We start from the raw sequence: 25802 nt of genomic DNA, 5'->3' as shown, positions 1-25802 counted from the left end.
CTACCTAGGACTGCCCGACAGCCGACATCAAGCGCTGATGCTCTTGGTCGTCCACATCGACGGCCTCGTCGATCAGTAGCACCGGGATGCCGTCGTCGATGCGGTACTTGCGACGCAGCCGCGGGTTGTACAGCGCGTCATCGACCTCGACCAACGGGCCGCGGTCCTGCGGGCAGACCAGGATGGCCTTGAGGTTTTCGTCCAGCGCCATCGGTCAGCGACCCGGCATCGGGAAGATCGTGTCGCCGTCCTGGATCATCGGGTTGCCCTGATTGGGCGCCCACGCCGGACCCGTCGGGCCCATGCCGACCTGCGGGCCCGGAGACGTCGGACCGGACGGCGTCCCGTTCGCGGACTGGGCGAGCACCTTGCGCTGATAGTTCAGCGTCGACTGCAGCGCCTCGATCAGCGGGCCCTGGTTGGGACGCGAATCCAGGCCGGCCGCCAGCGCCTGGGTGTTGGCGATCGACGGCCGGATGCCGCGGGCGCGCAGGTTCATCACCTGCTCGATCAGCTTCGAGACCTGACCACCGCCGCGGCCGCTCTGGTACTCCTGCGAGATCATCATCAGGACCTGGTCGGGTGAGATGGCCGGCTTGGGCGGCTCCTCGGCTTTAGTGGTGGGCTGTGCGGACGCCGTCGGCGCGACGCCGACGACCAGGCCGAATCCGAGAGCGGCCCCGAGGAGCGCTCCCGTCGCCGCGCGGTGCAGCGACCAACCGGTCTTCTTGTCCTGCGTCGTCATCCCAACCTCCACGCAACCTCGGTAGTCGCCCCGGCGAGCCTAACAGCGCACACCGGGGCGGGCATCACTGCTGACCGCCCGCGATCTCGGTGCGCACGGCAGCGGTCAACCGCTTGTACCGATTGCTATCGGGGTCCAGGTACCAGGCGTTACGGGACGGCTTCGGGATGCCCTTCTCCTGCAGCGGCCCTGCCAGCGGACGGAACGTCGCGGTCAACGTCATATCGGAGACGACGTGCACGATGTCGGGGGCCTCACCGGCCGGCAGGTCGGCGAGCGCCTCGGACAGGTCGGCCGACGGGATGCTGCCGCCGGGGCACAGCGCCAGCGCGGTGACGGCCAGCGTGTCACCGTTGTCGGCTTCCACCCCGTAGGTGACCGCCATGTCGACGGCACCGAGTCTGCCGACCGCATCGTTGACCGTCGCGGCGAACACCGCCCCCCGCGCCGTGTGGATCACCGACGCGCGGTTGTCGACCAACCAGTAGTCGCCGTCCTCGTCGCGGCGGAACAGGTATTCGGTGGACACCCAGGTGTCGGCGGGGGCGAACACGCCGCGCTTGACCGAGGCCAGCGGGTCGACGGGTCCGCGTGGGTGCGCCAGCAGCACGCCCACCTCCCCGGCCTCGGCACGCCGCACGAAACCCTGGTCGTCCTCGAGGATCAGGTCGCCGTCGGGGTCGTACGCCGCCAGCGCGATCTCGCCTCCGCCCGGCAGCGGCCTGCCCTTGCTGCCGATCTTGGCGCCCTTGACGTTGGCCAGCACCGCCTGACCGTCGGTGGTGGCGAAGAACTCGACGACGTTGGCCGGTTCGAACACCTCGACGACCCGCTTCCACAGCCCCGCGGGCATTCCGGAGCCGATGAACAGCCGGATCGGATGGCCGCCGTTCAAGGCGAACGCCGGATCGTCGATGACCTCGCGCAGCATCGCCCAGGTGTAGGACACCACCGTCACGCCGTACTGCCGGATCTCCTGCAAGAAGCGGTCCGGGCGCAACTCGCGCGACAGGGCCACCCGGGCGCCGCCGACGACCGCGCCGCCGAGGCTGACCAGCAGTCCCGATTGGTGGTGCAGCGGGGTCAGGCAGTAGACGGTGTCGCTGCGGCTGAGGTTGGCCGCCGAGGCGGTGCCGAACGCCGACAGCGCCCAGCGGTAGTTGGTGATCTGGCGGGCGACCAGGTCGCCGCTGATCGTGCTGAACCCGATGAACGCCAGGTCGCGGGCCAGGCCGGGGTTGGGCCGGTACCAGCCGGGCAGGTCTACCAGGTCCGGGTCGATCTTCTCCATGTCGATTACGTCGGCGTTGTCGGGCAAGTGGAGGTCGCGGGATTCTCCGCCGCCGAGCACCAGCACCCGCATGTCGAGCTTGCGCGCCACGTCGAGGTTGGTGGGGTCGGCGATGATCTCGGTCACCGCGCCCAGCCGCGCGGCTTCGGCGAGGTCGGCGTCGGGCGGCATCAGCACGGCCACCGCGCCGAGCCGGGACAGGGCCGCGATCGCGACCAGAGCGCTGGGCCGGGTTTCCATCAACACCCCGACCCGGGTGCCCTGTCGCACACCGACCTCGATCAGGCCGCGCACCACGTTGTTGATGCGGCGGTCGACGGCCTCATAGGTGTGCACGCGCCCGTCGAACAGCAGCGCTTCCCCGTTGGGCATGTCTCGGGCCTGCTCACTCATGATGCGGCCCAACGAGATTCGCGTGTGGTCGTTGACCTGGCCGAGGCGGGCCAGGCGCGGCAGGGTGCGCGCGGTCTCGACGGCGAGGGCCCGCGCCGACTTGTTCGCCGTGACGAGCGCGTCGGCGGCCGATTTGGCCAGAGTGAAGGCCATCTCGGTGGCCGCGGTGGCACTGTGCGCCAGCCGTGAGGTCAGCGACACCCCGCTCTCGGTGGGCTCGGACGGCTGCACCGGCATCGGCGTGACCCCGTCGGGCATACTGCCGCCGCTGTCGAGCCAGCGCACCCACTCGGCCACCGTCGGCCAGGTCTGTGTCGCGGCCTTGGATCCCACCACGAGCCCGAAATGGCCTGCGCGGATCGAGAACTCGTAGACATCGGCCTGCGGCGCGGCCCGCTTGATGCCCCGCACCGACGCCGGCTGCCCGATGTCGTCGACCTCGCCGATCACGGCGAGCACCGGGCAGCTGATGTCGGACAGCGTCACCAGGTCACCGTGGATCGAGAAGCCACCGGTCATCATGCGGTTGTGCGCGATGAACTGCTTGAGCAGCTCGGAGATCGCGGGCCCCGACCACGCGATCCAGCCCTCGGAGGCCAGGAACCGCCGCTGCTGCTCACGCGGCAGCAGCGCCTCCCGGTCGTGTAGCTGACGCAGGAAATCCAACCGAGACTGCGCGGTCTTGACCGGATCGAGCATCTGAAATCCGGTGCGCGCCAACCATCCCGGGATGTCGATGCGGCTGAACACGTGGTCGGCCATGAAGTCGGCGGCCGCCGGGGCCAGGCTCGCCGGCAGGTTCATCGGAAGCGCGGCCAGCGTGTCGACCGGCGACCCGAACGCGACGATGCTGGCCAGATCCTTGGACCGGCGATACGCCGCCGTCTGATAGGCGAACATGCCGCCCTGCGAGTAACCGGCCAGGTGGACGTCACGCCCGGTGACGGTTTTGACCGTGTCGATGGCCTCGCTGAGCGCGACCACGTGATCGGCGAGGTTGCGCTGCATCCCGCCCTCGATCTTGTCGGGGGAACCGAAGTCGATGACCCACGGGTCGATTCCGGCCTTGTGCAGGATGCCGACGGCGCCCTCGTCGCGGGTGACGTCCCACATGTCGGCCGACATCATCATCGGGTGCACCATCAGCACCGGTGCGCCGACGGGCTTGCCGCCCGGCCGGGTATCGGGCGGGAAGTAGCGGCGCAGCCGGTACATCGGCACGCTCTGGACGATCTGGAACGGCGACGGCACGGCGCCGGTCTCCAGCCCGCCGTAGAGCAACACCTCGAGCCCGTTCTGTGCAGTCGCGACCAGTCGCCCCACAGGCCTCGTGATCGCCGAGAGGTCCACCACTGCTCACTCCCCACTGTGCCGTCCAGCCGCCTGATTCCGACGTGGTCATGATGGCACAGGGCGGATCGCCGGTTTCTGGTAACGACCGTGGGCCCACTAGTGTCGGCAGACGATGGCACACCTGCTCGGGGGTGAGAACCTCCACCTGGAGTACCCCACCGGGGTGGTGTTCGACGCGGTGACCCTCGGCGTCGGCGACGGCGACAGGATCGGCATCGTCGGACGTAACGGCGACGGCAAGTCCACCCTGCTCGGGTTGTTGACCGGTCAGATCGCCCCGCACGCCGGCCGGGTGACGCGCCGCGGCGGGGTACGGGTCGGTGCGCTCGACCAGGCCGACATCCTCGATCCCGACCACACGGTGGGCTGGTCGCTCGTCGGCGGTCGGGCCGAACACGAGTGGGCCGGCGACGCCCGGATCCGTGATGTGATCGGCGGACTGGTCGCCGATATCCCGTTCGACGCGCCCGTCGGCACGCTGTCGGGCGGCCAGCGCCGCCGCGTGCAGCTGGCGGCGCTGTTGATCGACGAATGGGATGTCATCGCGTTGGACGAGCCCACCAACCATCTGGACATCCAGGGCATCACCTGGCTGGCCGAGCATCTCAAGCAACGGTGGGCGCGCGGATCGGGCGGGTTGCTGCTGGTCACCCACGACCGCTGGTTCCTCGACGAGGTGGCCACCACGACGTGGGAGGTGCACCCCGGCGACAGCGGGGTGCGCGGCAGCGTCGTCGAGCCGTTCGAGGGCGGCTACGCGGCCTACGTGCTGCAGCGCGTCGAACGCGATCGGCAGGCCGCGGCAGTGGAAGCCAAACGTCAGAACCTGATGCGCAAGGAACTCGCGTGGCTGCGCCGCGGACCGCCGGCACGGACGTCGAAACCGAAGTTCCGCATCGACGCGGCCAACGCGCTGATCTCGGATGTCCCGCCGCTGCGCAACAGCGTCGAGTTGTCCCGGGCGGCGATGGCCCGTCTCGGCAAGGACGTCATCGATCTGCTCGACGTCTCGGTGTCCTATCCGGGCGGCCGAGAAGTGCTGCACGACATCGAATGGCGGATCGCCCCGGGTGAACGCACCGGCATCCTCGGCGCCAACGGCGCGGGCAAGTCCACGCTGTTGGGCCTCATCGCGGGCACGGTGCCCCCGACGACGGGTCGGGTCAAGCGCGGCAAGACCGTGCAACTGGCGGTGCTGGACCAGGAGTCGCGCGAGCTCGAGGCGGTGGCCGGCGACATGGTCCGCGAGGTCCTCGGCCGGCTGCAGACCAGCTACCAGATCGATGGCAAGGACGTCACGCCCGCGCAACTGCTTGAGCGCCTGGGCTTTCCCCGCGCGCATCTGTCGGCGAGGGTCGGCGAGCTGTCCGGCGGCCAGCGGCGACGGCTGCAGTTGATGCTGGTGCTGTTGTCCGAGCCGAATGTGCTGGTGCTCGACGAGCCGACCAACGATGTCGACACCGACATGCTCACCGCGACCGAGGATCTGCTCGATTCCTGGCCCGGCACCCTGATCGTCGTCTCCCACGATCGTTATCTGCTGGAACGCATGACCGATCAGCAGTACGCGATCCTGGACGGCCGCCTCCGGCACCTTCCCGGCGGCATCGAGGAATACCTGCGACTGGCCGGGGAACGACCGGAGTCGCCCGAGCCGCGGGCGAAACCCGCTGCCGCCGAGCAGTTGTCGGGCGCGCAATTGCGCACCATCGAGAAGGAGATCGCCTCGATCGACCGGTCGCTGGCCAAGCTGGCCGACCGGATCACCGCCAAACACGACGAGATGGCCCACCATGACCAGTCCGACCACGTCGGCTTGGGCCACCTCACCGAACAGCTGCGAGACCTGGAAAGCCAGGTGGTCGAACAGGAGTCGCGTTGGCTGGAGCTCTCAGAGAGGCTAGAGAGCTAGATGACCTACCTGCTGCGGCCGGTCGTGCTCTGTCTGCGCTACTGGCCGCAGCTGGCAATGCTCGCAGTATCGATGTGTTCTCGGCGGTAATCCGGGCTCTCGACCACCGGATCGGCCAGGCGGCGCGGCCAGCCACTGGCGCACGGGCCGGGTGTCCATGCCGATGGATGGTAGCGGCAGTTACCGCCTCAACCGGAGCCGCAACGAATCCGCGGCATCGCGCACTGCCCTCAACTGCCGGGCCACCTGGACCGGCGCGGTTCCACCACGCGCGTCGCGTGAGTTGACCGAGCCCTCGGTGGTGAGGACGTCGCGCACGTCGGGGGTCAGGGCCGGATGGATGCCGGTGAGCTCGGCGTCGGCGAGCTCTTCGAGCCCGATCCCGCGGGCCTCGGCGGCGCGTACCGCCGCGCCGGCGGCTTCGTGGGCGACACGGAACGGCACCCCGCGGCGCACAAGCCATTCGGCGACATCGGTGGCCAGCGTGTAGCCCAGCGGGGCAAGCCCGGCCATCCGGTCGACGTCGAAGCGCAGGGTCGCGACCAGGCCCGCCATCGCGGGCAGCAGCAGCTCCAGCTGCGCCACCGAGTCGAAGACCGGTTCCTTGTCCTCCTGCAGGTCGCGGTTGTACGCCAGCGGTTGTGCCTTCAGGGTGGCCAGCAGCCCGGTGAGGTTACCGATCAACCGGCCGGACTTGCCGCGGGCCAGTTCGGCGATGTCGGGGTTCTTCTTCTGCGGCATGATGGAGCTGCCCGTCGACCACGCGTCGTGCAGCGTGACGTAGCCGAATTCCGTTGTGCTCCAGAGGATGATGTCCTCGGCGAGGCGCGACAGATCGACGGCGATCATGGAGAACACGAACGCCGCCTCGGCCGCGAAATCCCGGGACGCGGTGGCGTCGATCGAATTGTCCGCTGCGGAACCGAAACCGAGTTCGTCGGCGATCGCGTCGGGATCAAGGCCCAGCGATGAGCCGGCCAGCGCACCGGAGCCGTAGGGCGACACCGCGGCCCGCTTGTCGAAGTCAGCGAGCCGGTCGACGTCGCGCAGCAGCGGATGCGCGTGGGCGAGCAGATGGTGGGCCAGCAGCACGGGCTGCGCCGACTGCAGATGGGTTTTGCCCGGCATGATCGCGGTGGGGTGCGCGGCCGCCTGGGTCTGCAGTGCGGACACCACGTCGAGCACACCGTCGGCGACCCGCCGGATCGCGTCGCGCAGCCACATCCGGAACAGAGTGGCCACCTGGTCGTTGCGCGAACGCCCCGCCCGCAGACGACCGCCGAGGTCGGGGCCGACCCGGTCGATCAGGCCGCGCTCCAGCGCACCGTGCACGTCTTCGTCGGTGACCAGCGGTCCGAAGCTGCCGTCGGCGACATCAGCGCCGAGACTGTCCAGACCGGCGAGCAGCCCGTCACGTTGTTCCTCCGTCAGCAGACCGGCACCGAACAGCACCCGCGCGTGCGCTTTCGACGCCGCGACGTCGTACGGGGCCAGCACCCAGTCGAAGTGGGTCGACTTGCTGAGCGCGGCAAGGGCGTCGGCCGGTCCGTCGGCGAAGCGGCCGCCCCACAGCGAACCCTCGTTGGTGCTCATGCGTGTGCCCCCGTCGCCGCGGTGCCGCGCGCGGTCACTTGCCCGCCAGGTCCCGGCGCGCCGACAGGCTCGACGACAGTCCGTGCACGTGCACGAAACCCTTTGCCGCGGACTGGTCGAAGGTGTCGCCCTCGTCGTAGGTGGCGAGGTTGAAGTCGTACAGAGATTCCTGGCTCCGGCGTCCATTCACCGCGATGTGGCCGCCGTGCAGCACCAGCCGGATCTCGCCGGACACGTGCTCCTGTGTCTTGGCGACGAACGACTCCAGCGCGGTCTTCAACGGGGAGAACCAGAGTCCGTCATAGACCAGTTCGCCCCACTTCTGGTCGGTGGTGCGCTTGAACCGGCCGAGTTCGCGCTCCAGGGTGACGTGCTCGAGTTCGGTGTGCGCGGTGATCAGGACCATGGCGCCGGGCGCCTCGTAGATCTCGCGGCTCTTGATGCCGACGAGGCGGTCTTCGACCACGTCCAGGCGGCCCACCCCTTGGGCGCCGGCCCGCTCGTTGAGTTGCTCGATGGCCTGCAACACGGTGACAGGGTTGCCGTCGATCGAGACCGGCACACCCTTCTCGAAGCCGACGATCACCTCGTCGGGGGTGCTCCAGTTGACCGTCGGATCCTCGGTGTAGTCGTAGACGTCCTTGGTCGGCGCGTTCCAGAGGTGTTCCAGGAAGCCGGTTTCCACGGCGCGGCCCCAGACGTTCTGGTCGATCGAGAACGGTGACCGCTTCGTCACGTTGATCGGGATCGCGTTCTCCTCGGCGAACGCGATGGCCTTCTCGCGGGTCCAGGCGTAGTCGCGCACCGGAGCCAGCACCTCGAGGTCCGGCGCCAGCGAGGCGAATCCGACCTCGAAGCGCACCTGGTCGTTGCCCTTGCCTGTGCAGCCGTGGGCGACGATGCCGCCGCTGTGCTCACGGGCCGCGTCGACGAGGTGCTTGACGATCAGCGGCCGGCTCAGCGCCGAGACCAGCGGGTAACGGTCCATGTAGAGGGCGTTGGACTGGATGGCCGGCAGGCAGTACTGCTCGGCGAACTCGTCGCGGGCGTCGACGACGACAGCCTCCACGGCGCCGCAGTCCAGCGCACGCTGCCGCACCACTTCCATGTCCTCGCCGCCCTGGCCGAGGTCGATGGCCACCGCGACGACCTCACGGCCAGTCTCCTTGCCGATCCAGCTGATCGCCACCGAGGTGTCCAGACCGCCGGAATACGCGAGGATGACGCGCTCGGACATAACGAAACTCCTTCTGTTGAACTGCTTCAGGCTTGTGAAAGGTTCTCGATGGTGGCGGCCAGCTCGGCGCCGGTCATCGGTTCGCGGGCGATCACGAGGATGGTGTCGTCACCGGCGACGGTGCCCACCACGTACGGCAGCGCGGCCCGGTCCAGCGCGCTGGCCAGGTAATGCGCGGCGCCCGGCGGCGTGCGCAGCACGGCGAGGTTGGCGCTGGAATCGGTGGACACCAGCAGATCTCCGAGCAGCCGGGTGACGCGTTCGGTGCCGCCCGCGACACCTCGCACCGGGCTGCCGTCCTCGGGGACGATGTAGACGCCGACACCGCCGTCGGCGCCCCGCAGTTTGACCGCGCCGAGCTCTTCGAGGTCGCGCGAGAGCGTCGCCTGCGTGACCTCGATACCCTCGTCGGCCAGCAGCGCGGCCAGCTCACCCTGGCTGCGCACCGACTGCGACGACAGCAGCGCGACGATGCGGGCCTGCCGGCCCGCGCGGGTGCCGGCCGCCGTCACCGCCCGACCCCCGCCCGCTCCAGCAGCCATACCAGCAGTGCCTTCTGCGCGTGCAGCCTGTTCTCGGCCTCGTCCCACACCGCGCTCTGCGGCCCGTCGATCACGTCGTCGGTGATCTCGTGGCCGCGGTGCGCGGGGAGGCAGTGCAGCACAACGGCTTCGGAATCCGCGCGGGCCAGCATGTCGGCGTTGACCTGGAACGGGCGGAACGGCCGCACCCGGTCGAGGCCGTCGTTCTCCTGCCCCATCGAGGTCCAGGTGTCGGTCACCAGCACGTCGGCGCCGGAGGCCGCCTGCACCGGGTCGTCGGTGAGCGTGACCGTGGCCCCGGTCTGGTGCGCCCGGGTCTCGGCTGCGGCGACGAACATCGGATGCGGCTCGAAACCCCGCGGCGCGGCGATGGTGACGTCGATGCCCGCGGTCACCCCGCCGAGCATCAGCGAGTGCGCCATGTTGTTCGCGCCGTCGCCGAAATAGCTCAGCCGCAACCCTTTCAGCGCGCCCTTGCGTTCGCCCAGCGTCTGCAGGTCGGCCAGCACCTGGCACGGGTGGAACTCGTCGGAGAGCGCGTTGATGATCGGCACGCGGGATCCCGACGCCATCGCGGTCAGGCGCTCCTGGGCGAAGGTGCGCCACACGATCGCGTCGACGTAGCGGGACAGCACCTGCCCGGTGTCTTCGAGGGTCTCCTCGCGGCCCAGCTGGGTGCTGCGGCCGTCGACCACGACGGCGTGCCCACCCAGCTCGGCGATGCCCATCTCGAACGAGAAGCGGGTGCGGGTCGAGTTCTTCTCGAAGATCACCGCCACCCCGCGCGGCCCTTCGAGCGGCCGGCGGCTGAAGCGGTCCGTCTTGAGCTCGGCGGCCAGCGCCAGCACCTCGGCCTGCTCTTCGGGCGAGAAGTCGTCGTCGCGGAGGAAGTGCCGGGTCATCGGGGTGTCTCCTGTCCCGCCTGGTCGAGGATGGAGGGAAGTGCCGACAGGAACGTCGCTACGTGGGTCTCGGTGATCACCAGTGGCGGCGCCAACCGGACGACGGCGGGGGCCGCGGCGTTGACCAGGAAACCCGCTTCGCGTGCCGCGATTTCGACGGGCTTGGCGGCGTCGGCGGCGAGCACGATGCCGAGCAGCAGCCCGCGGCCGCGGACGTGGTCGACCAGCGGATGGCCGAGTCCCTCGATGCCGTGGGCGATCGTCTTGCCGAGCACGCCGGCGCGCTCCACCAGTCCTTCGTCGGCGAGCACCTTCAGCACCGCCAGGGCCGCGGCGGTGCACACCGGGTTGCCACCGAAGGTGCTGCCGTGCAGGCCGGGCGTGAGCAGCTCGGCGGTGGCGCCCACGGCCAGGCACGCCCCGATCGGCAGCCCGCCGCCGAGACCCTTGGCCAGCGTCACGATATCGGGGGTGATGCCGTCGTGCCGGTGGGCGAAGAACGCGCCCGTGCGGCCGATACCGGTTTGCACCTCGTCGAGCGCCAGCAGCGCGCCGTGCGCGGCGGTGATCTCGCGCGCGGCCGCCAGGTAGCCGGCCGGCGGGACGACGACGCCGCCCTCCCCCATGATCGGCTCGAGGAACACCGCGGCGGTGTCGTCGTCGACCGCGGCGCGCAGTGCGTCGACATCGCCGTAGGGCACGTGGGTCACGTAGCCCGGCAGCGGTTCGAACGGCGCCTGCTTGGACGGCTGCCCGGTCAGCGCGAGCGATCCCATCGTCCGTCCGTGAAACGCGCCCTGGGCGGCAACCAGTTTCGTGCGACCGGTGAGCCGGGTGATTTTGAACGCGACCTCGTTGGCCTCGGTGCCGGAGTTGCAGAAGAACGCCTTCGCCGGCGCGCCCAGCAGCCCGACCAGCGACTCGGCCAGCGCGACACCGGGTTCGGTGGCGTACAGGTTCGAGGTGTGGCCCAGCGTGTTCAGCTGGCGGGTCACCGCCTCGATGACCGCGGGGTGGCGATGCCCCAGCACGTTGACCGCGATACCGCCGAGCAGGTCGACGTAGGACTTGCCGTCGGTGTCGATGACGACCGCGCCGTCGCCGGCCGCCAGCGCCAGCGGCGGGGTGCCGTAGTTGTTCATCATCACCGTCGACCAGCGGTCCAGCAGGTTTCCGTCGGTCACGCGCTCACCACCTTCGTGCCCGCTCCCTCGTCGGTGAACAGTTCGACGAGCACGCAGTGCTCGACTCGGCCGTCGATGACGTGCGCGCTGGGCACGCCGCCGTCGATGGCGCGCAGGCACGCTTCGATCTTGGGCACCATGCCCTCCTCCAGGCTGGGCAGCAGGTCGGCCAATGCGTCCGAATTGATCTGGCTGACCAGGGAATCGCGGTCCGGCCAGCGGGTGTAGAGCCCCTCGACGTCGGTCAGCATCAGCAGCTTCTCGGCGCCGAGCGCCTCGGCCAGCGCGGCGGCGGCGGTGTCGGCGTTGATGTTGTACACCAGCCCGGCGGCGTCCGGGGCGATCGTGGACACAACCGGGATGCGGCCGGCGTCGATGAGGTCCAGCACGGCGTCGGTGTTGACCTTCTCGACGTCGCCGACCAGTCCGATGTCGGTGGCCACCCCGTCGACCATCACGGTGCGGCGTACCGCGGTGAACAGGTGCGCGTCCTCACCGGTGATACCGACGGCGTAGGGGCCGTACGCGTTGATCAGGTTCACCAGTTCGCGGCCGACCTGACCGAAGAGCACCATCCGGGCGACGTCGAGCACCTCAGGGGTGGTGACCCGGAAACCGCCCTTGAAATCGCCTGCGATGCCCAGCTTCTTGAGCATGGCCGAGATCTGGGGCCCGCCGCCGTGCACCACCACGGGGTGGATTCCGCAGTTGCGCAGGAAGACCATGTCGGCGGCGAACGCCGCTTTGAGCCTGTCGTCGGTCATCGCGTTGCCGCCGTACTTGACCACCACGATCTTGTCGTTCAGTGCGGTCAGCCACGGCAGCGCGGCGGCGAGCACCGCCGCCTTGTCCGAGGTGGTGACGGTCATGAGCTGTATGCCGAATTCTCTTCGACGTACGCGTGGGACAGATCTGTGGTGCGGATCGACGCCGCCCCCGAACCGACACCGAGGTCGACCACGACCGCGATCTGTTCACCCGACAGATCGACCTCACGCGCTCCCGGTGCGCCGACGCTGTTCACACACACCGGAGAACCGTTGAAGGACACGGTGATCCGCTCGGCATCGAGCTTCACCGGCGCCATGCCGACCGCGGCCAGCACCCGTCCCCAGTTGGGGTCGGAGCCGAACAGCGCGGTCTTGACCAGGCTGTCGCGGGCGATCACCCGCGCGGCGGTCAGCGCGTCGTCCTCACTCTCGGCGCCGGTGACGGTGATCAGCACCCGCTTGGTGACACCTTCGGCATCGGCCTGGAGCTGAGCGCACAGGTCGTCGCACACCCGCAGCACCGCGTCGTCGAGATCCTGCTGGCTGGGCGTCACCTCGCTGGCCCCCGAGGACAGCAGCAGGACGGTGTCGTTGGTCGAGCAGCTGCCGTCGATGTCAAGACGATCGAAGGTGCGTGACACCGCGTTCCTCAGCGCCGCCTGCAGAGCCTGCGAATCGGCGACGGCATCGGTGGTGATGACGCAGAGCATCGTGGCCAGCGACGGGGCCAGCATGCCGGCGCCCTTGGCCATCCCGCCGACCGTCCACTTGTCGTCGTGGTGCAGCGCAACCTGTTTGGGCACGGTGTCGGTGGTCATGATGGCCCGTGCGGCTTCCTCACCACCGGTGAGTCCGCCGGCCATCTCGTGCACGATCTCCCGGACGCCGGCCAGTACCTTGTCCATCGGGAGCCGGTCGCCGATCAGGCCGGTCGAGCACACGGCGACCTCGATCGCGCCGGTCTCGGTGCCCCAGTCCGACAGCGCGGACGCGACCGCCTCGGCGGTGGCATGGGTGTCCTGGAATCCGCCGGGACCGGTGCACGCGTTGGCGCCCCCGGAGTTCAGGATGACTGCGCGCAGTCGCCCGGTGGTCAGCACCTGCTGCGACCACAGCACCGGCGCGGCCTTGACCTTGTTGCGGGTGAACACGCCCGCGGCCGCATGGTCGGGGCCTTCGTTGAACACCAGCGCCAGATCCAGGTTGCCGGAGGCCTTGATCCCCGCGGCGATGCCGGTGGCCCGGAAGCCGGCGGGCGCGGTGACGCCCTGGGTGCGCAGCAGCTGTGTCACGGAGCCACTCCGACAGTCGAGAGACCTTCGGTCTCGGGCCAGCCCAGCGCGAGGTTCATCGACTGCACTGCTGCTCCTCCGGTTCCCTTCACGAGGTTGTCGATGGCGGCGACGGCGATGAACGTCGAGGCGTCCTCGTCGACCGCGATGGCGAGCTGCGCGGCGTTGCTGCCGATCACCGCACCCGTCTTGGGCAGCTGACCCTCGGGCAGCAGGTAGACGAAAGGTTCATCGGTATAAGCCTTCTCGTAGGCCGCCCGCAGTTGCGACACCGTCGCGTCGGTGCGCGCCGTGCAGGTCGCCAGTATCCCGCGCGAGGTGGGGATCAACACCGGGGTGAACGACACGGTGACGTCCGCGCCGGTGAGAGCGCGAAGCCCCTGGGCGATCTCGGGGGTGTGCCGATGCTTGCCCCCGATGTTGTACGCCCGTGCCGATCCGATGACCTCCGCGCCGAGCAGATCGACCTTGGCCGACCTGCCCGCCCCGGAGGTGCCGCTCACGGCCACCACGGTCACGGCGGGCTCGACGAGCCCTCCGGCGAGCGCGGGCCACAGCGCGAGCAGCGCCGCGGTCGGATAGCACCCGGGCACCGCGACGCGCTTGGCGCCCCGCAGCCGCTCCCGGCCCCCGGGCAGCTCGGGCAGCCCGTAGGGCCAGCTGCCCGCGTGCTCGCAACCGTAGAACCGCTGCCAGGCGGCGGGGTCGGTGAGCCGGAAGTCGGCGCCGCAGTCGACGATCAGGACGTCCGGGCCGAGCTGCTCGGCCAGGGCGGCCGAGTGCCCGTGTGGCAGGCCGAGGAAAACCACGTCGTGGCCGGTCAGCACGTCGGCTTCGGTCGGCTCGAGCGTGCGGTCGGCCAGGGGCAGCAGGTGCGGGTGGTGCTCGGCGAGCGTCGTTCCGGCACTGGAGGCCGCGGTCAGCGCGCCGATGGTCAGCCTGCCGTCCGCGTAGGCCGGATGACCGAGCAGAAGGCGCAGAATCTCTCCCCCGGCATAACCGCTGGCACCGGCGACCGCGACGGATGTCATGCCGAAATCATGCATGGTTATGCACAAAACTGCAAATTCATTACCGGTGGTCTGCGACCCCGGCGACGGTTCCACAGCTTACGCTGATTCCACTCGGTCCGATCGCTGCAGGAGGTTCCGATGGAACCGTATTCCTGCCGCGCGTGCGGATTGTCGCTGCGTCCCGGGGCACGCTTCTGCGACGGTTGCGGCGCGCGAGCACCGAGCGGTTCCGACGCAGAATACAAGCAGGTGACCATCATGTTCGCCGACGTCGTGCGATCGATGGCGATCGCACGAACAGTGGGCCCCGAACGCCTCGGCGAGATCATGGCCGAGCTGGTGGGCCGGGCGACTGAGATCGTGCAACGTCACGGTGGGGTTGTCAGTCAGTTCACCGGCGACGGATTGATGGCGGTGTTCGGGGCGCCGATCGCGATGGAGCATCACGCCCTGTGCGCATGTCGAGCCGCGCTCGCGGTGTGTGCGCAGACACGTCAGGTGGCCGAGGAGGTGCGCGCTCGCGACGGCATCGAGCTGCAACTGCGGGTGGGACTGAACTCCGGACAGGTGATCGCCGGGGAGATCGGGGTCGGAACGCTCGGGTACACCACCATTGGCGAACACGTCGGCCTGGCCCAACGGATGGAATCGGTCGCGCCACCCGACGGTGTCATGCTCAGGGGGTCCACCGCACGGCTGGTCGAACGCTCTGCCACTCTCGGGCCACCCGAAAGCGTTGCCATCAAAGGGCAATCGGTTCCGTTCCCGGTCCGCCGCCTGCTGGCGGTGCCCGACGACCCCGTGCCCCCTCCGGGCCACGGCGAGCCCCTCGTCGGAAGATCCGAGGTGGTGGACACCATCGGCGCACTTCTTGACCGCACTGTCGGTGGCCGCGGCGGCGTGACCCGCATCGTAGGGCCCGCTGGGAAGGGCAAGACCCGAATGGCCCGGGAGGCGTGCCGAATCGCCGCCGCGCGAGAGATGGCTGTGTACGGAACCTATTGCGAAGCGCACACACGGCATGTCTCCGCGGGGGCCGTGGCAAGACTTCTACGGACGGTGCTCGCCGTCGCCGACGACCCACCGGCCAGAGCCAGGGCCCGCGTGCGTGCCGCCTGTCTCGGGGCCGACACCGGCGATCTTCTGCTGCTCGACGACCTGCTCGGCATAGGCGACGCGTCGACGCCTCTTCCCGACATCACGCCGGAAGCGCGGCTGCGCCGGATGACCGCACTGGTTCAACGGTGTCTGCTCGCCTGTGAGGCGCCGACGGTGTACTTGGTCGAGGACGCGCACTGGATCGACACCGCGAGCGAATCGATGTTCGGCGAACTCGCTGACGCGCTGGGCCACGCGCACGCCTTGCTGCTGATCACCCATCGGCCCGAGTACTCGGGCATCCTCGCCGAGATCCCGGGCACGGCGTCGCTGATGCTGCAACCCCTGCGGGGTTCGGAAACCTCGGCGCTGGTCACGGCCATGCTGGGCACCGACCCCACAGTGAGTGCGCTGACGGATCAGATCGTCGAGAAATCCTCCGACAACCCGTTCTTTGTGCACGAGATCGTGCGCGATCTTGCCGAGCGCGGTGTCTAAGAGGGTAGCCGCGGACACTACCGGTGCACCCATCCGCTCGACGAAATCCCGGTGCCGCCAACGCTGCAAGCGACGGTCGCCGCTCGGATCGACCGCCTCGGCGCTGTTGCCAAGTCGGTGCTCTATGCCGGCGCTGTGGTCGGAATGCACGTCGACGCAAGCGTTGTGGGAGCCCTGCTCGACAATGTGCCGACGTCCGCTGCTGTTGCCGAACTGTGTCAGGCCGAGCTCGTCGAACCCGCGCCCACGGTGGCGTCGACCGGATTCGTCTTCTGCCACCCGGTCGTGCGGGCCGTCGCCTACGAATCGCAGTTGCGGTCCACCCGCAACCGACTGCACCGCCGGGCCGCAGGCGCGCTGGCGCAGACCGATGCAGTGACGGCGGATCAGCACGCGGCGATGATCGCCGAGCACCTGCACGCCGCCGGCGATCTTCGCGCAGCCTGCGAATGGCACATGCGGGCCGGAAATTGGCTTCAGCGTCGCGACCGCGCCGCAGCCTCGGCCAGTTGGCAACGGGCTCGCGCTGCGGCGACCGGGTTGCCCGAGAGCGACCCCGCCCGGGCGAGGATCTTGACGACGGTTCTGACCCGCTTGTGCACTGAAGTGTCCAAGACCGGCGGGAACCTTTCCGACGCCGGGTTCGACGACCTGCGGGCGCTGTGCACCGCCTCGGGTGACGACCGGTCCCCTGCCATCGGCACCGCCGGCATGATCATGGGCCTGACCGGCCAGCACCGGCACCGGGAAGCTCTGGCTCTGACCGTCGACCTCCAGTCGTTGATCGAGTCGGTCGGCGATCCGGCACTGACTTGCGGCCTTCTGCCGGCGATCACCTATGCCATGTCGGAGGTCGGCCGGCTCCGCGAGGCGCTACGGCTGGCAGAAAAGGTGATCGGACTTGCCGCAGACGATGTGGCAAAGGGCAACGTGCTCTTCGGCTCTCCCTTGGTGAGCGCCATCAGGATGCGGGGGCTCTACCGTCTGTGCCTGGGCATCGACGGGTGGCGAACTGACGGTGACGCAGCGATCGCCCTGTCGAGGCATCTCGATCCGACGAGCCGCGTCTCGTCCGTGCTGTACAAGTACATCCTCGCGGTGCCGGTAGGCGCGTTGAAGGTAGACCGCGTCGCCCGTCGGCAGACAGCCGAAGCGCTGTCGGTCGCCGAGCAGGCAGGTGACCGGCACACCCTTGCGCTGGCGCGTATCGCCCGGGGCTTGGTGCTGGTCCATGGACGCGATCCTGGAGAGGAGGGCACCGGCCTGCTTCGGCAGGCTCGTGAATCGGTCACCACCGGCGGATTCACCTTGAATGCGGTCGCCCTCGTCGATCCTGCCCTGGCCCTGGTGTCGGCGCGGGCCGGGGAGCTAGGACACGCCATAGATCTCAGCCGCGGCGCTATCGCGCAGATGTCACACAGCGGTGAGGTGCTCTCCATGGGCGTCGCGACGACGGTACTGGTGGAGTCGCTGCTCGCCCGCGGCGCCGAAGGGGATCGGGTCGAAGCGATCGCTGCAGTCCAGCGTCTCGCGGCGATCCCCACCGACGACGGCTTCGTCCTCAATGAACTTCCGGTACTGCGGCTGCGTGCGCTCATCGCCAGATCCGACGGCGACATGTCGGCCTTCCACCGATTGCGGGAGAGCCACCAGAGGCGATGCGCGGCAGCAGGGTTCGACCTACCCGCCTACTGACCTCAGCGGCGCTGGGCAGCGCCCACCGCATCGGCCGCCGCCGCCACCGCGGCCTCGCGGGCCGCGCTGGCCTCTTCCTCGGTGAGCGTGCGGTCCGGCGCGCGGAACCGCAACGCCAACGCCAGCGACTTGCGCCCCTCGCCGATCTGTGGACCGGTGTACACGTCGAAGATCCGGACGTCTTCAAGCAGCTCGCCGGCCCCGGTCCGCACCGCGTCCACCACGCTCTGCGCCGCGACGTCCTCGTCCACGACCAAGGCGATGTCCTGGAACACCGCCGGGAACGGCGACACCGCCGGCACCGGTAAACGCTCGAGAAGCGGCACCGCGTCGAGATCTATCTCGACCGCGCAGGTCCCCTTGGGCAGGCCGGATCGTTCGACGACCGCCGGGTGCAATTGCCCGGCGTGCCCGACGACGACGTCGCCGACCAGGATCTCCGCGCATCGACCGGGATGCCACGGCAGGTATTGGGCGGCCCGGAAGGTGAACTCGATGCCGGCGGCGCGGCCGATGATGCGCACGGCCTCGAAGGCGTCGGCGGCCTCGACGGGACGCCCCCGGCCCCACGGCCCTGCCGGTTCACGCAGTCCGGCCAGCACCACCCCGACGTGCTGGGGCTGGCGAGGCAGCGATGCGTCCAGCGCGGCGATCTCGTCGTCGGTGGGACGCCGGTCGTTCGGGATGCGCTCCACGGCCTTGGTCTCGGCGCTCGGCTGCACCACCTGCGCGATCGCGAACAGCGCCACGTCGGCGGCACCCCGGGAGACGTTGCGGGTCAACGCTTCGAGCAGTCCCGGCAACAGAGTGGTGGCCAGGTGCGGCCTGTCCGACTCGAGCGGGTTGAGCACCTCGGCGGTGTTCCGGCGCGGATCGCCCGCTTCCAGCCCCCACTGGTCGAAGATTCCCGCGGGCAGGAACGGAGTGGGCAGAATCTCCACGAAACCGTTGAGAGCCAGCGACTTTCCGATGGCGCGCCGACGCTTCTGGACGGCCGTCAGGCCGCGGCCGGCCGGGGCGGCGGGCAGCACCGACGGGATGACGTCCAATCCTTCGAGACGCATCACCTCCTCGACCAGATCGGCGGGCTGCCGGATGTCGGGCCGCCAACTGGGCGGGGTCGCGGTCAGCGTCGCATCGTCGACGACGACCGCGGCACCGATCTGGGTCAGCCGCTTGCGGGCGGTGCCCTCCGGGTACGCGACGCCGGCGGTTCGGTCCGGCAGATCGACCGGCATGCTCACCGGCGGATGCGTCCAGTCCTCGCGAGGCGGATCGCCGCGCCAATCGGTGAGCGTGGGTTCGACTGTGCCACCGGCGATCTCGGCGAGCAGCCTCGACGACCGGTCCAGCGCGGCGACCGAGACGGCCGGGTCCACGGTGCGCTCGTAGCGCCGGCCCGCCTCGCTGTGCAGGCGCAGCCGGCGTTGAGTGCGCGACACCGCTGCAGGGTCCCAGACCGCCGCCTCCAGCAGGACGTCGGTGGTGGACTCACGCACCTCGGTGGTCCCCGCCCCCATCACACCGCCGATCGCCGCGGTCGCGGCGTCGTCGACGATCAGCACGTCGACCGGATCGAGCGTGCGCTCGACATCGTCGAGGGTGACGACCCTCTCCCCCTGCTCGGCGAAGCGCACCCGGAATCCGCCGGTGATCAGGCTGCGGTCGTGAGCGTGCATCGGGTGGCCGAGTTCGAGCATCACGTAGTTGGTGACGTCGACCGCCGGAGAGATCGCCCGGATTCCGCTGAGCAGCAATCTGCGCTGAAGCCACCACGGCGACACCGCCTGTGGGTCGATCCCGGTGACCGGGCGCAGACCGAACCGCTGCACTCCCGTGCCGGCGTCGATGGTGACCGGCAACGCCTCGCCGTCGGCGGGCAGTGGGGGCACATCCGCGGGGTCGACGAACTCCAGGTCGTAGGCATTGGCGATCTCGCGCGCCATGCCGCGAACGGACAGGCAGTAGCCCCGGTCCGGGGTGATCGCGAGATGGAACACCACGTCGTCGAGGCCGAGGACGTCGGCAGCGGCAGTGCCCGGTTCGGCGGTCCCCGGCGGCAGCACCAGGATCCCGGAGTGGTCCGTACCGAGGTTGAGTTCGGACACCGAGCAGATCATGCCCTCGGAAGTGCGCCCGTACGTCTTGCGCGACGCGATGGTGAAATCGCCGGGAAGCACGGTGCCGGGCAGGGCCGCCACGACCAGGTCGCCGACATTGAAATTGGTTGCCCCGCACACGATGTCACGGATGCCCGACGACCCCACATCGACCTTGACCGCGCGTATCGGTTTCTTGAACTCGGTGAGCTCTTCGATTTCGACGACGCGACCGATGGTCAGCGGCCCGCTGACGGGCCCGACCGGGATGATCTCTTCGACCTCGTGGCCGATCCGGATGAGTTTCTGCTCGAGCTCGTCGGCGGGCACGTCCCAGCCCGGTGCGCCGGCTTGCACGGTGTCGCGGAGCCAGCTGTACGGAAGACGCATCAGGCTCCCACCCCGAACGGCAGCGAGAATCGGACGTCACCCTCGACCATGTCGCGCATGTCGGGGATGCCGTTGCGGAACTGCAGGGTTCGCTCCAGGCCCATGCCGAACGCGAAGCCGGAATACACCTGTGGGTCGATACCGCAGGCGCGCAGCACGTTCGGGTTCACCATCCCGCAGCCGCCCCACTCGACCCAGCCGGGTCCGCCCTTCTTGTTCGGGAACCAGATGTCGACCTCCGCGGACGGCTCGGTGAACGGAAAGAAGTGCGGCCGGAACCTGGTGCGGCCCTGCGGGCCGAACTGAGCGCGGGCGAACGCGTCGAGTGTGCCGCGCAGGTTGGCCATCGTCAGCCCCTTGTCCACGGCCAGACCCTCGACCTGGTGGAACACCGGGGTGTGGGTGGCGTCGAGCTCGTCGGTGCGGAAGGTGCGCCCGATCGAGATGATGTACACCGGTAGCTCGCGTTCCAGCAGCGCCCGGATCTGCACCGGTGAGGTGTGCGTGCGCAACACCTGCCGCGAACCTTCCGGTGCGACATGGAACGTGTCCTGCTCGCTGCGGGCCGGATGATCGGGCGGGAAGTTCAGCGCGTCGAAGTTGAACTGCTCGGTCTCGACCTCGGGACCCTCGGCGAGTTCCCAGCCCATCGCGACGAACGTGTCGGCGACGTTCTCGGCCAGGATCGTGATCGGGTGCCGCGCTCCCACCGGCTGACGGGTCGACGGCAGGGTGACGTCGATACGCTCGGCGACCAGGACGGCGGCGTCACGCTCGGCGCGAAGGGCGGCCAGGCGCTCGTCGTAGGCGGCCTGCGCCTCGGTGCGCGCCACGTTGACCCGCTTGCCCGCGTCGGCACGGTCGGCCTTCGGCAGAGATCCCAGGGCCTGGCGTGCCAGCGCGATCGGCGAACGGTCGCCGAGGTGCTCGGTCTTGGCCTTGGCGAGCTCGTCGAGGGTCGAGGCCTGGTCGAACGCGCGCCGAACCGCGCTGACGGCGTCGGCCAGCGCTTGGTCTGATAGGTCTACTGGCTGCTCAGCCACCCGGCGATCATAGGCGATGCGTCGCCGGGCGCTTCGCGCGCGATCACTCTCCGGCGGCGGCCTCGCCGTCCTCGCCGCCAGGTGCCTGCCGCAGAGTTCTGAGCCGGTACATGGCGAAGTCGGCCGGCACGCCGTCCTGCCGCGCGGCGAAGACCTGTCTGCGCAGCTTCCGGGCCGAGACGCCCAGCGTCTGGAATTCCTCGTCGGGGATGCGTTCCAGGGTCGCTTCGGAGACCACCAGCTCGCCGCGGGTGGCGCGTTCCATTACCCGGGCCGCCAGGTTCACGTCGATGCCGAGCCAGTCCGAGCCGATGCGCTGCGGACGGCCGGTGTGGATCCCGACCCGCATCCGCGGCGTATACCCGTCGAGGTCAAGCGCTTTGACCGCCTGTCGGGCGGCGATGGCGGCCCGCACCGCGGTGGTGGGGTCGGCGAACACCGCCATCAGGCCGTCGCCCATGCGCTTGACGATGTGCCCGCCGGATTCCAGCAGCGGCGGTTCGACCACCTGAGACACCCGCCGCAGCAGGCGCAGGGTGGCGTCGTCGCCGGCCCGCAGCGACCACGCCGAGAAGCCCACCAGATCGGTGAACACCAGCGTCACCTCGGCGTTGGCCGGGCGACCCGAGACACGCTCGGTCAGTGCCTGCCAGATCTGCAATGCCCCCAGGCTCACCTCGCGGGTCGCCGCATCGCGTTCCAGGATGCGGTCGGCGGCCCGGGCGGCGGCCCGGGGGCCGCCGACACCGCTGGCCGAGAGCGGATCCCCGAAGTCGGGATCCCCCGGCAACGCCTGCCGGGTGCGACGAAGAAACGCGATGAGGCCGTCGTGGTGATTCACGCCCTTCAACCAGCCGACCGCGTCCACGGCGCAAGCCTAATCCAGCGGCCCCGGGCCCCTTCCGATTCATAGACAACGGTCGTTGTCAGCGCCTATCGTGGAACAGGTGCGATCAACGGCGATCACAGATTCCCCCGCGGCCCCCTTCGAGCCTTCCGCGGGGTCCCCCGACGGGTGTCTCTCAGAGCGCTCCTCGACGACCTCGGCGACCCACCCGCTCGGCCCGGATTCGCTGACGTGGAAGTACTTCGGTGACGTCCGTACCGGCATACTCGGCGTCTGGATCGGTGCCATCCAGAACATGTATCCGCAACTCGGCGCCGGTGTCGAGGACCATTCGATCCTGCTGCGCGAACCCCTTCAGCGGGTGGCGCGCTCGGTGTATCCGATCATGGGCGTGGTCTACGACGGTGACCGTGCCGCGCAGACGGGAGCCCAGATCCGCGGCTTCCACAACACCATCAAGGGCGTCGACGCCGAGGGCCGTCGGTACCACGCACTGCACCCCGAGACGTTCTACTGGGCACACGCGACATTCTTCATGCTGATCATCAAGACCGCCGAGTACTTCTGCGGCGGCCTGACCGAAGCCGAGAAGGAGCAGCTGTTCGAGGAGCACGTGCAGTGGTACCGGATGTACGGGATGAGCATGCAGCCGGTCCCCGAGTCCTGGGAGGCATTCTGCGAGTACTGGGACCGCAAATGCCGCGAGGAGCTGGAGATCAACCAGGCCACACTGGACATCTTTTCGATGCGGATCCCCAAGCCGTGGTTCGTGATGATGCCCACCCCCTTGTGGGATCAGATCTTCAAACCGATGCTCGGCGCCCAACGCTGGGTTGCCGCAGGCGTTTTCGACCCCGCCGTGCGCGAGCGGGCCGGCATGCGGTGGACACCGGGCGACGAGATCGTGCTGCGCCTGTTCGGCAAGCTGGTCGAGCTCGCGTTCCTCGCCGTGCCCGACGAGATCCGGCTCCATCCCCGTGCGGTCGCGGCCTACCGCCGCGCCGAGGGCAAGATCCCCGCCGACGCTCCGCTGGTGGAGGCCCCAGGGTTCATGGCCCCGCCGCGGGACCGGCGCCACATGCCGATGCACTACCTTCCGCCGCAGAAATCTCTGTTGACTCGCGTCGGCGCGCTGGTTCATAGCACGTTCTTTCTGGCGGGCTCTCTGGCCGGGGCACGCCGACCGGCTGTCAACCGTCGCGGATCGGGTAAGGCAGCCTGAACGCATGCTCGAATGGTCTGACGTCGACATCGCTGTGCGCGACGCTGTACGGGAGTTCGTGGACTAGGAGATCCGGCCGCACCTCGACGAGCTCGAGAGCGGTGGGCTGGAGCCCTACCCCATCATCCGAAAGCTGTTCTCGACCTTCGGGATCGACGCGATGGCCAAGGAGTCGCTGGAGAAACGCCTCAACCGCTTGCGTGACGGCGACGAGCGACCGGCGAAATCCGGTGGCGGCATGTTCGGCGGCGGCTCGCCCGGCATGGGGTTCGTGCTCATCAGCGAGCTGTGCCGGGTGTCGATGGGTCTGGTGACCGGCATGGGGGTGAGCTTGGGCCTGACCGTGCCGACGATTCAGAGCCGCGGCACGCTGGCTCAGCAGGAACGCTGGCTTCCCGGCCTGGTGACCTACGAGAAGATCGGCGCGTGGGCGATCACCGAGCCCGATTCCGGCTCGGACGCGTTCGGCGGCATGAAGTCCTACGTGGTGCGAGACGGCGACGACTACATCCTGAACGGGCAGAAGACGTTCATCACCAACGGTCCGGACGCCGACGTGGTGGTGGTCTACGCCAAGTTGGACGAGGGTGACGGCGCCGACAAACGCGACCGCAAGGTCCTGACCTTCGTCCTGGACAAGGGCATGGACGGCTTCGAGCAGTCCAAGCCGTTCCGCAAGATGGGCATTCACTCGTCACGCACCGGTGAACTGTTCTTCCACAACGTGCGCCTGGGGCGCGACCGGCTGCTCGGTGAGACCGAGTCCGGCGGCGGCGACGCCCAAGATTCCAGGGACAGCGCCCGCTCCAGCTTCTCGACCGAGCGCATCGGTGTGGCGGCCATGGCGCTCGGCGTGATCGAGGAGTGTCTGCGGCTGAGCGTGGACTACGCCAAGAGCCGCAAGTTGTGGGGCCAGGAGATCAGTCAGTTCCAGCTCATCCAGCTCAAGCTGGCCAACATGGAAGTCGCGCGAATGAACGTGCGCAACATGCTGTTCCGCGTCATCGAGTCTGCACAGGCCGGCACCCCGACCTCCCTGGCGGAGGCGTCGGCGATCAAGTGGTACTGCTCGCAGGCCGCCACTGACGTCGCGATGGAGGCCGTGCAGTTGTTCGGTGGCAACGGCTACATGACCGAGTACCGCGTCGAGCAGCTCGCCCGGGACGCCAAGTCCCTGATGATCTACGCGGGAAGCAACGAAGTCCAGATCACCCACGTGGCCCGGGGGCTGCTCAGCGGCTAACCGTCGGCGCCGCCGTCGTTGCCGGTGTTGTTGTCACCGTTGCCGCCGTCGTTCCCGCTGTTGTTGCCGTCGTCACCGCTGCCGCCGCCATTGCCGCTGTTGTCGCCGCCGTCATTCCCGGTGTCGTTGCCGCCGACGTCGTTCGCCCCGGCGTCGTTGTCACCGTCGTTGCCCCCGCTGTCGTCGCCCGGCTCCGCTTCGATTTCTCCGCCCGGCAACTCGTTGTCCTCGGTGGGTTTCGTGCCGTCCTGCGACGGATTCTGCTCCGGGGTGTGCGCCTGGGTCCCGGGCTGGACTTCGGGTTCGAAGACGACGGTGGGGACGCTTCCGGCCGACCGTTCGATCAGCTTCTGGCTGTCGTTGTTCACGTCACCGGTCTGTGCGACGGGTCCGGTCTGCCCGGTGGTCTCGCCCGCCGGCGCGGGACCGAGGGATCGCTGGGACGCCCCGCTCTCTTCAGGACCGGGTTGCGACATCGTCAGCTGCGGAGTAACCGTGGACCCGGTCAGCTCCTCGGCCGCTCGCGTGGACAGCTGCAGGTCATCCAGGTTCGGTGGAATACCGACCGTCCACTTGGGCCGGTTGTAGGCAGAGTCGATGATCGGCCTCAGCAGGTCGTCCATGAAGTCGACGAACCGCGGGTCGAAGCCCCAGTCGAGCATCGGCCGCAGCAGCGGGAGCAGCGGGGTCTGGATCAGCACCGTGGTGAGGCTGCCGCAGGCGTCGTTGGCGTCGATGTAGTACTTCGTCGGCACAGTGAAGATGTCGGTCCAGGCCGCCTTGACGTGCAGGTCGACGCCGCCCATCACGGCGTTGAGCACGGCCAGCAGATTGAACGGATTGTCCGGCCAGTCCGAGACGCCGTCGTATTCGGCCATCACGACCATGACGTGGTAAGGGGTCTCCGGCAGCGGCTGATACGGGATGCCGCCGACGGTCATCATCAGGGGATTCGGCGCACCGTAGATCATCACGTTGAAGCGCGTGGGATCTGGGCGTTGGTCGGGCTCGAGAGCCATCAACATGCGCACGACCCGGTCGACGGCGGGAGCACCCTCCGACACGCCACCGATGGTGATGAGCTCGTCGGGCTTGTCCCTCAGCGTGTCGACCACCGCCGTGTAGAGGCTCTGCGTTCCCATTTCCACCGAGTACACGAAGTCGTCGGTGCCCGGGAATGGCACGCTGACGCGGGTGTACTCGCCGAAGAAGCCGCCGAACGCGGTCGACATCTGCTCGTCGGTCAGTTCGGCATAACCTCCCTTGCCCCCGACCAGCAGTGCCGTCGCGCCGTTCGCGACGGCCGGCGCAAACGCCACCCCGATGATCCCGATGAATGTGACCAAGCGCTTCATGGTCCCCACCCGCCCCCGTGTAGGAAGTTTCCCCTTAGTCTCAGAGGCTACGAATCAGCAAACTTTTCAACAATGGACCAACGGG

At 69.0% G+C, this 25802-nt stretch carries 19 protein-coding genes and 1 pseudogene; 5 read left to right on the top strand and 15 right to left on the bottom strand.

Going from position 1 to position 25802, the window contains the following annotated elements; translation table 11 throughout:
* Positions 1-4 precede the first annotated feature (4 nt).
* From KXD97_RS22090 to KXD97_RS22080, 3 genes are all read right to left on the bottom strand, one after another.
* Positions 5-211: a Trm112 family protein gene (locus tag KXD97_RS22090; RefSeq protein WP_260752422.1), complete on the bottom strand. Its 207-nt coding sequence runs from the start codon at positions 209-211 to the stop codon at positions 5-7.
* Positions 212-214: 3 nt separating this feature from the next.
* A complete protein-coding gene (locus KXD97_RS22085) occupies positions 215-745 on the bottom strand; it encodes a hypothetical protein (protein ID WP_260752421.1) in 531 nt (176 codons plus the stop codon).
* A gap of 64 nt (positions 746-809) precedes the next feature.
* Complete coding sequence (locus KXD97_RS22080) at positions 810-3782, bottom strand: acyl-CoA synthetase (protein ID WP_396884543.1); 2973 nt, start codon at positions 3780-3782, stop codon at positions 810-812.
* Positions 3783-3894: 112 nt separating this feature from the next.
* Here KXD97_RS22080 and KXD97_RS22075 point away from each other — a divergent pair, with 112 nt between their 5' ends.
* Positions 3895-5694 carry an ABC-F family ATP-binding cassette domain-containing protein gene (locus tag KXD97_RS22075; RefSeq protein ID WP_260752419.1) on the top strand — a complete coding sequence of 600 codons (1800 nt, stop codon included), beginning with the start codon at positions 3895-3897 and terminating at the stop codon, positions 5692-5694.
* A 180-nt stretch (positions 5695-5874) separates the two neighbouring features.
* Here the strand turns inward: KXD97_RS22075 and argH are convergent, their stop codons facing one another.
* From argH to argC, 8 genes are read right to left on the bottom strand one after another with little or no spacing between them, the layout of a single operon-like run.
* The gene (gene argH / locus KXD97_RS22070; protein WP_260752418.1) at positions 5875-7287 is read right to left on the bottom strand and encodes an argininosuccinate lyase; all 1413 of its coding nucleotides are present in this window, start codon (positions 7285-7287) and stop codon (positions 5875-5877) included.
* A 34-nt stretch (positions 7288-7321) separates the two neighbouring features.
* A complete protein-coding gene (locus KXD97_RS22065) occupies positions 7322-8524 on the bottom strand; it encodes an argininosuccinate synthase (RefSeq protein WP_260752417.1) in 1203 nt (400 codons plus the stop codon).
* Between the two features lie 26 nt (positions 8525-8550).
* Positions 8551-9066: an arginine repressor gene (locus KXD97_RS22060; protein ID WP_260752415.1), complete on the bottom strand. Its 516-nt coding sequence runs from the start codon at positions 9064-9066 to the stop codon at positions 8551-8553.
* Entirely contained in the window at positions 9033-9968 is a 936-nt protein-coding gene (gene argF, locus KXD97_RS22055) for an ornithine carbamoyltransferase (RefSeq protein WP_260752412.1), read from the bottom strand. Before argF ends, KXD97_RS22060 begins: the two co-directional genes overlap by 34 nt.
* Positions 9965-11152, bottom strand: coding sequence for an acetylornithine transaminase (locus tag KXD97_RS22050; RefSeq protein WP_396884542.1), 1188 nt, complete (start codon positions 11150-11152; stop codon positions 9965-9967). Before KXD97_RS22050 ends, argF begins: the two co-directional genes overlap by 4 nt.
* Positions 11149-12021, bottom strand: coding sequence for an acetylglutamate kinase (gene argB, locus KXD97_RS22045; protein ID WP_260752411.1), 873 nt, complete (start codon positions 12019-12021; stop codon positions 11149-11151). The genes KXD97_RS22050 and argB overlap by 4 nt, the downstream gene beginning before the upstream one ends.
* Complete coding sequence (gene argJ, locus KXD97_RS22040; protein ID WP_396884541.1) at positions 12018-13214, bottom strand: bifunctional glutamate N-acetyltransferase/amino-acid acetyltransferase ArgJ; 1197 nt, start codon at positions 13212-13214, stop codon at positions 12018-12020. The genes argB and argJ overlap by 4 nt, the downstream gene beginning before the upstream one ends.
* Positions 13211-14245: an N-acetyl-gamma-glutamyl-phosphate reductase gene (gene argC, locus KXD97_RS22035; protein ID WP_260752409.1), complete on the bottom strand. Its 1035-nt coding sequence runs from the start codon at positions 14243-14245 to the stop codon at positions 13211-13213. Before argC ends, argJ begins: the two co-directional genes overlap by 4 nt.
* A gap of 231 nt (positions 14246-14476) precedes the next feature.
* On the opposite strand from argC, the gene KXD97_RS22030 reads away from it, so the two are divergent.
* Both KXD97_RS22030 and KXD97_RS22025 read left to right on the top strand, forming a co-directional pair.
* Positions 14477-15823 (top strand): adenylate/guanylate cyclase domain-containing protein, encoded by a 1347-nt coding sequence (locus KXD97_RS22030; RefSeq protein ID WP_396884540.1) that lies wholly within the window; start codon positions 14477-14479, stop codon positions 15821-15823.
* 51 nt (positions 15824-15874) lie between these two features.
* Entirely contained in the window at positions 15875-17518 is a 1644-nt protein-coding gene (locus KXD97_RS22025) for a hypothetical protein (protein ID WP_260752407.1), read from the top strand.
* Between the two features lie 2 nt (positions 17519-17520).
* Here KXD97_RS22025 and pheT read toward each other — a convergent pair whose 3' ends face one another.
* The 3 genes from pheT to KXD97_RS22010 are packed head-to-tail and all read right to left on the bottom strand — an operon-like array spanning position 17521 to position 21918.
* On the bottom strand, positions 17521-20007 hold the full coding sequence (pheT, locus tag KXD97_RS22020; RefSeq protein WP_260752406.1) for a phenylalanine--tRNA ligase subunit beta: 2487 nt from the start codon (positions 20005-20007) through the stop codon (positions 17521-17523).
* Positions 20007-21050: a phenylalanine--tRNA ligase subunit alpha gene (gene pheS, locus KXD97_RS22015; RefSeq protein WP_260752405.1), complete on the bottom strand. Its 1044-nt coding sequence runs from the start codon at positions 21048-21050 to the stop codon at positions 20007-20009. The genes pheT and pheS overlap by 1 nt, the downstream gene beginning before the upstream one ends.
* Positions 21051-21093: 43 nt before the next feature.
* Positions 21094-21918: an adenylate/guanylate cyclase domain-containing protein gene (locus KXD97_RS22010; protein WP_260752399.1), complete on the bottom strand. Its 825-nt coding sequence runs from the start codon at positions 21916-21918 to the stop codon at positions 21094-21096.
* A gap of 205 nt (positions 21919-22123) precedes the next feature.
* Between KXD97_RS22010 and KXD97_RS22005 the strand changes: the two genes are divergently transcribed.
* Positions 22124-23119 carry an oxygenase MpaB family protein gene (locus tag KXD97_RS22005; RefSeq protein WP_260758106.1) on the top strand — a complete coding sequence of 332 codons (996 nt, stop codon included), beginning with the start codon at positions 22124-22126 and terminating at the stop codon, positions 23117-23119.
* 4 nt (positions 23120-23123) lie between these two features.
* A pseudogene (locus tag KXD97_RS22000) lies at positions 23124-24362 on the top strand (acyl-CoA dehydrogenase family protein).
* On the opposite strand, the gene KXD97_RS21995 reads toward KXD97_RS22000, so the two are convergent.
* The gene (locus tag KXD97_RS21995; protein ID WP_260752394.1) at positions 24359-25717 is read right to left on the bottom strand and encodes a PE-PPE domain-containing protein; all 1359 of its coding nucleotides are present in this window, start codon (positions 25715-25717) and stop codon (positions 24359-24361) included. The pseudogene KXD97_RS22000 and the gene KXD97_RS21995 sit on opposite strands and share 4 nt — an antisense overlap.
* Between the last annotated feature and the right edge of the window lie 85 nt (positions 25718-25802).

Source organism: Mycobacterium sp. SMC-8, assembly GCF_025263565.1.
GTDB lineage: Bacteria > Actinomycetota > Actinomycetes > Mycobacteriales > Mycobacteriaceae > Mycobacterium.
This window is presented reverse-complemented; position numbering and strand designations above follow the sequence as displayed.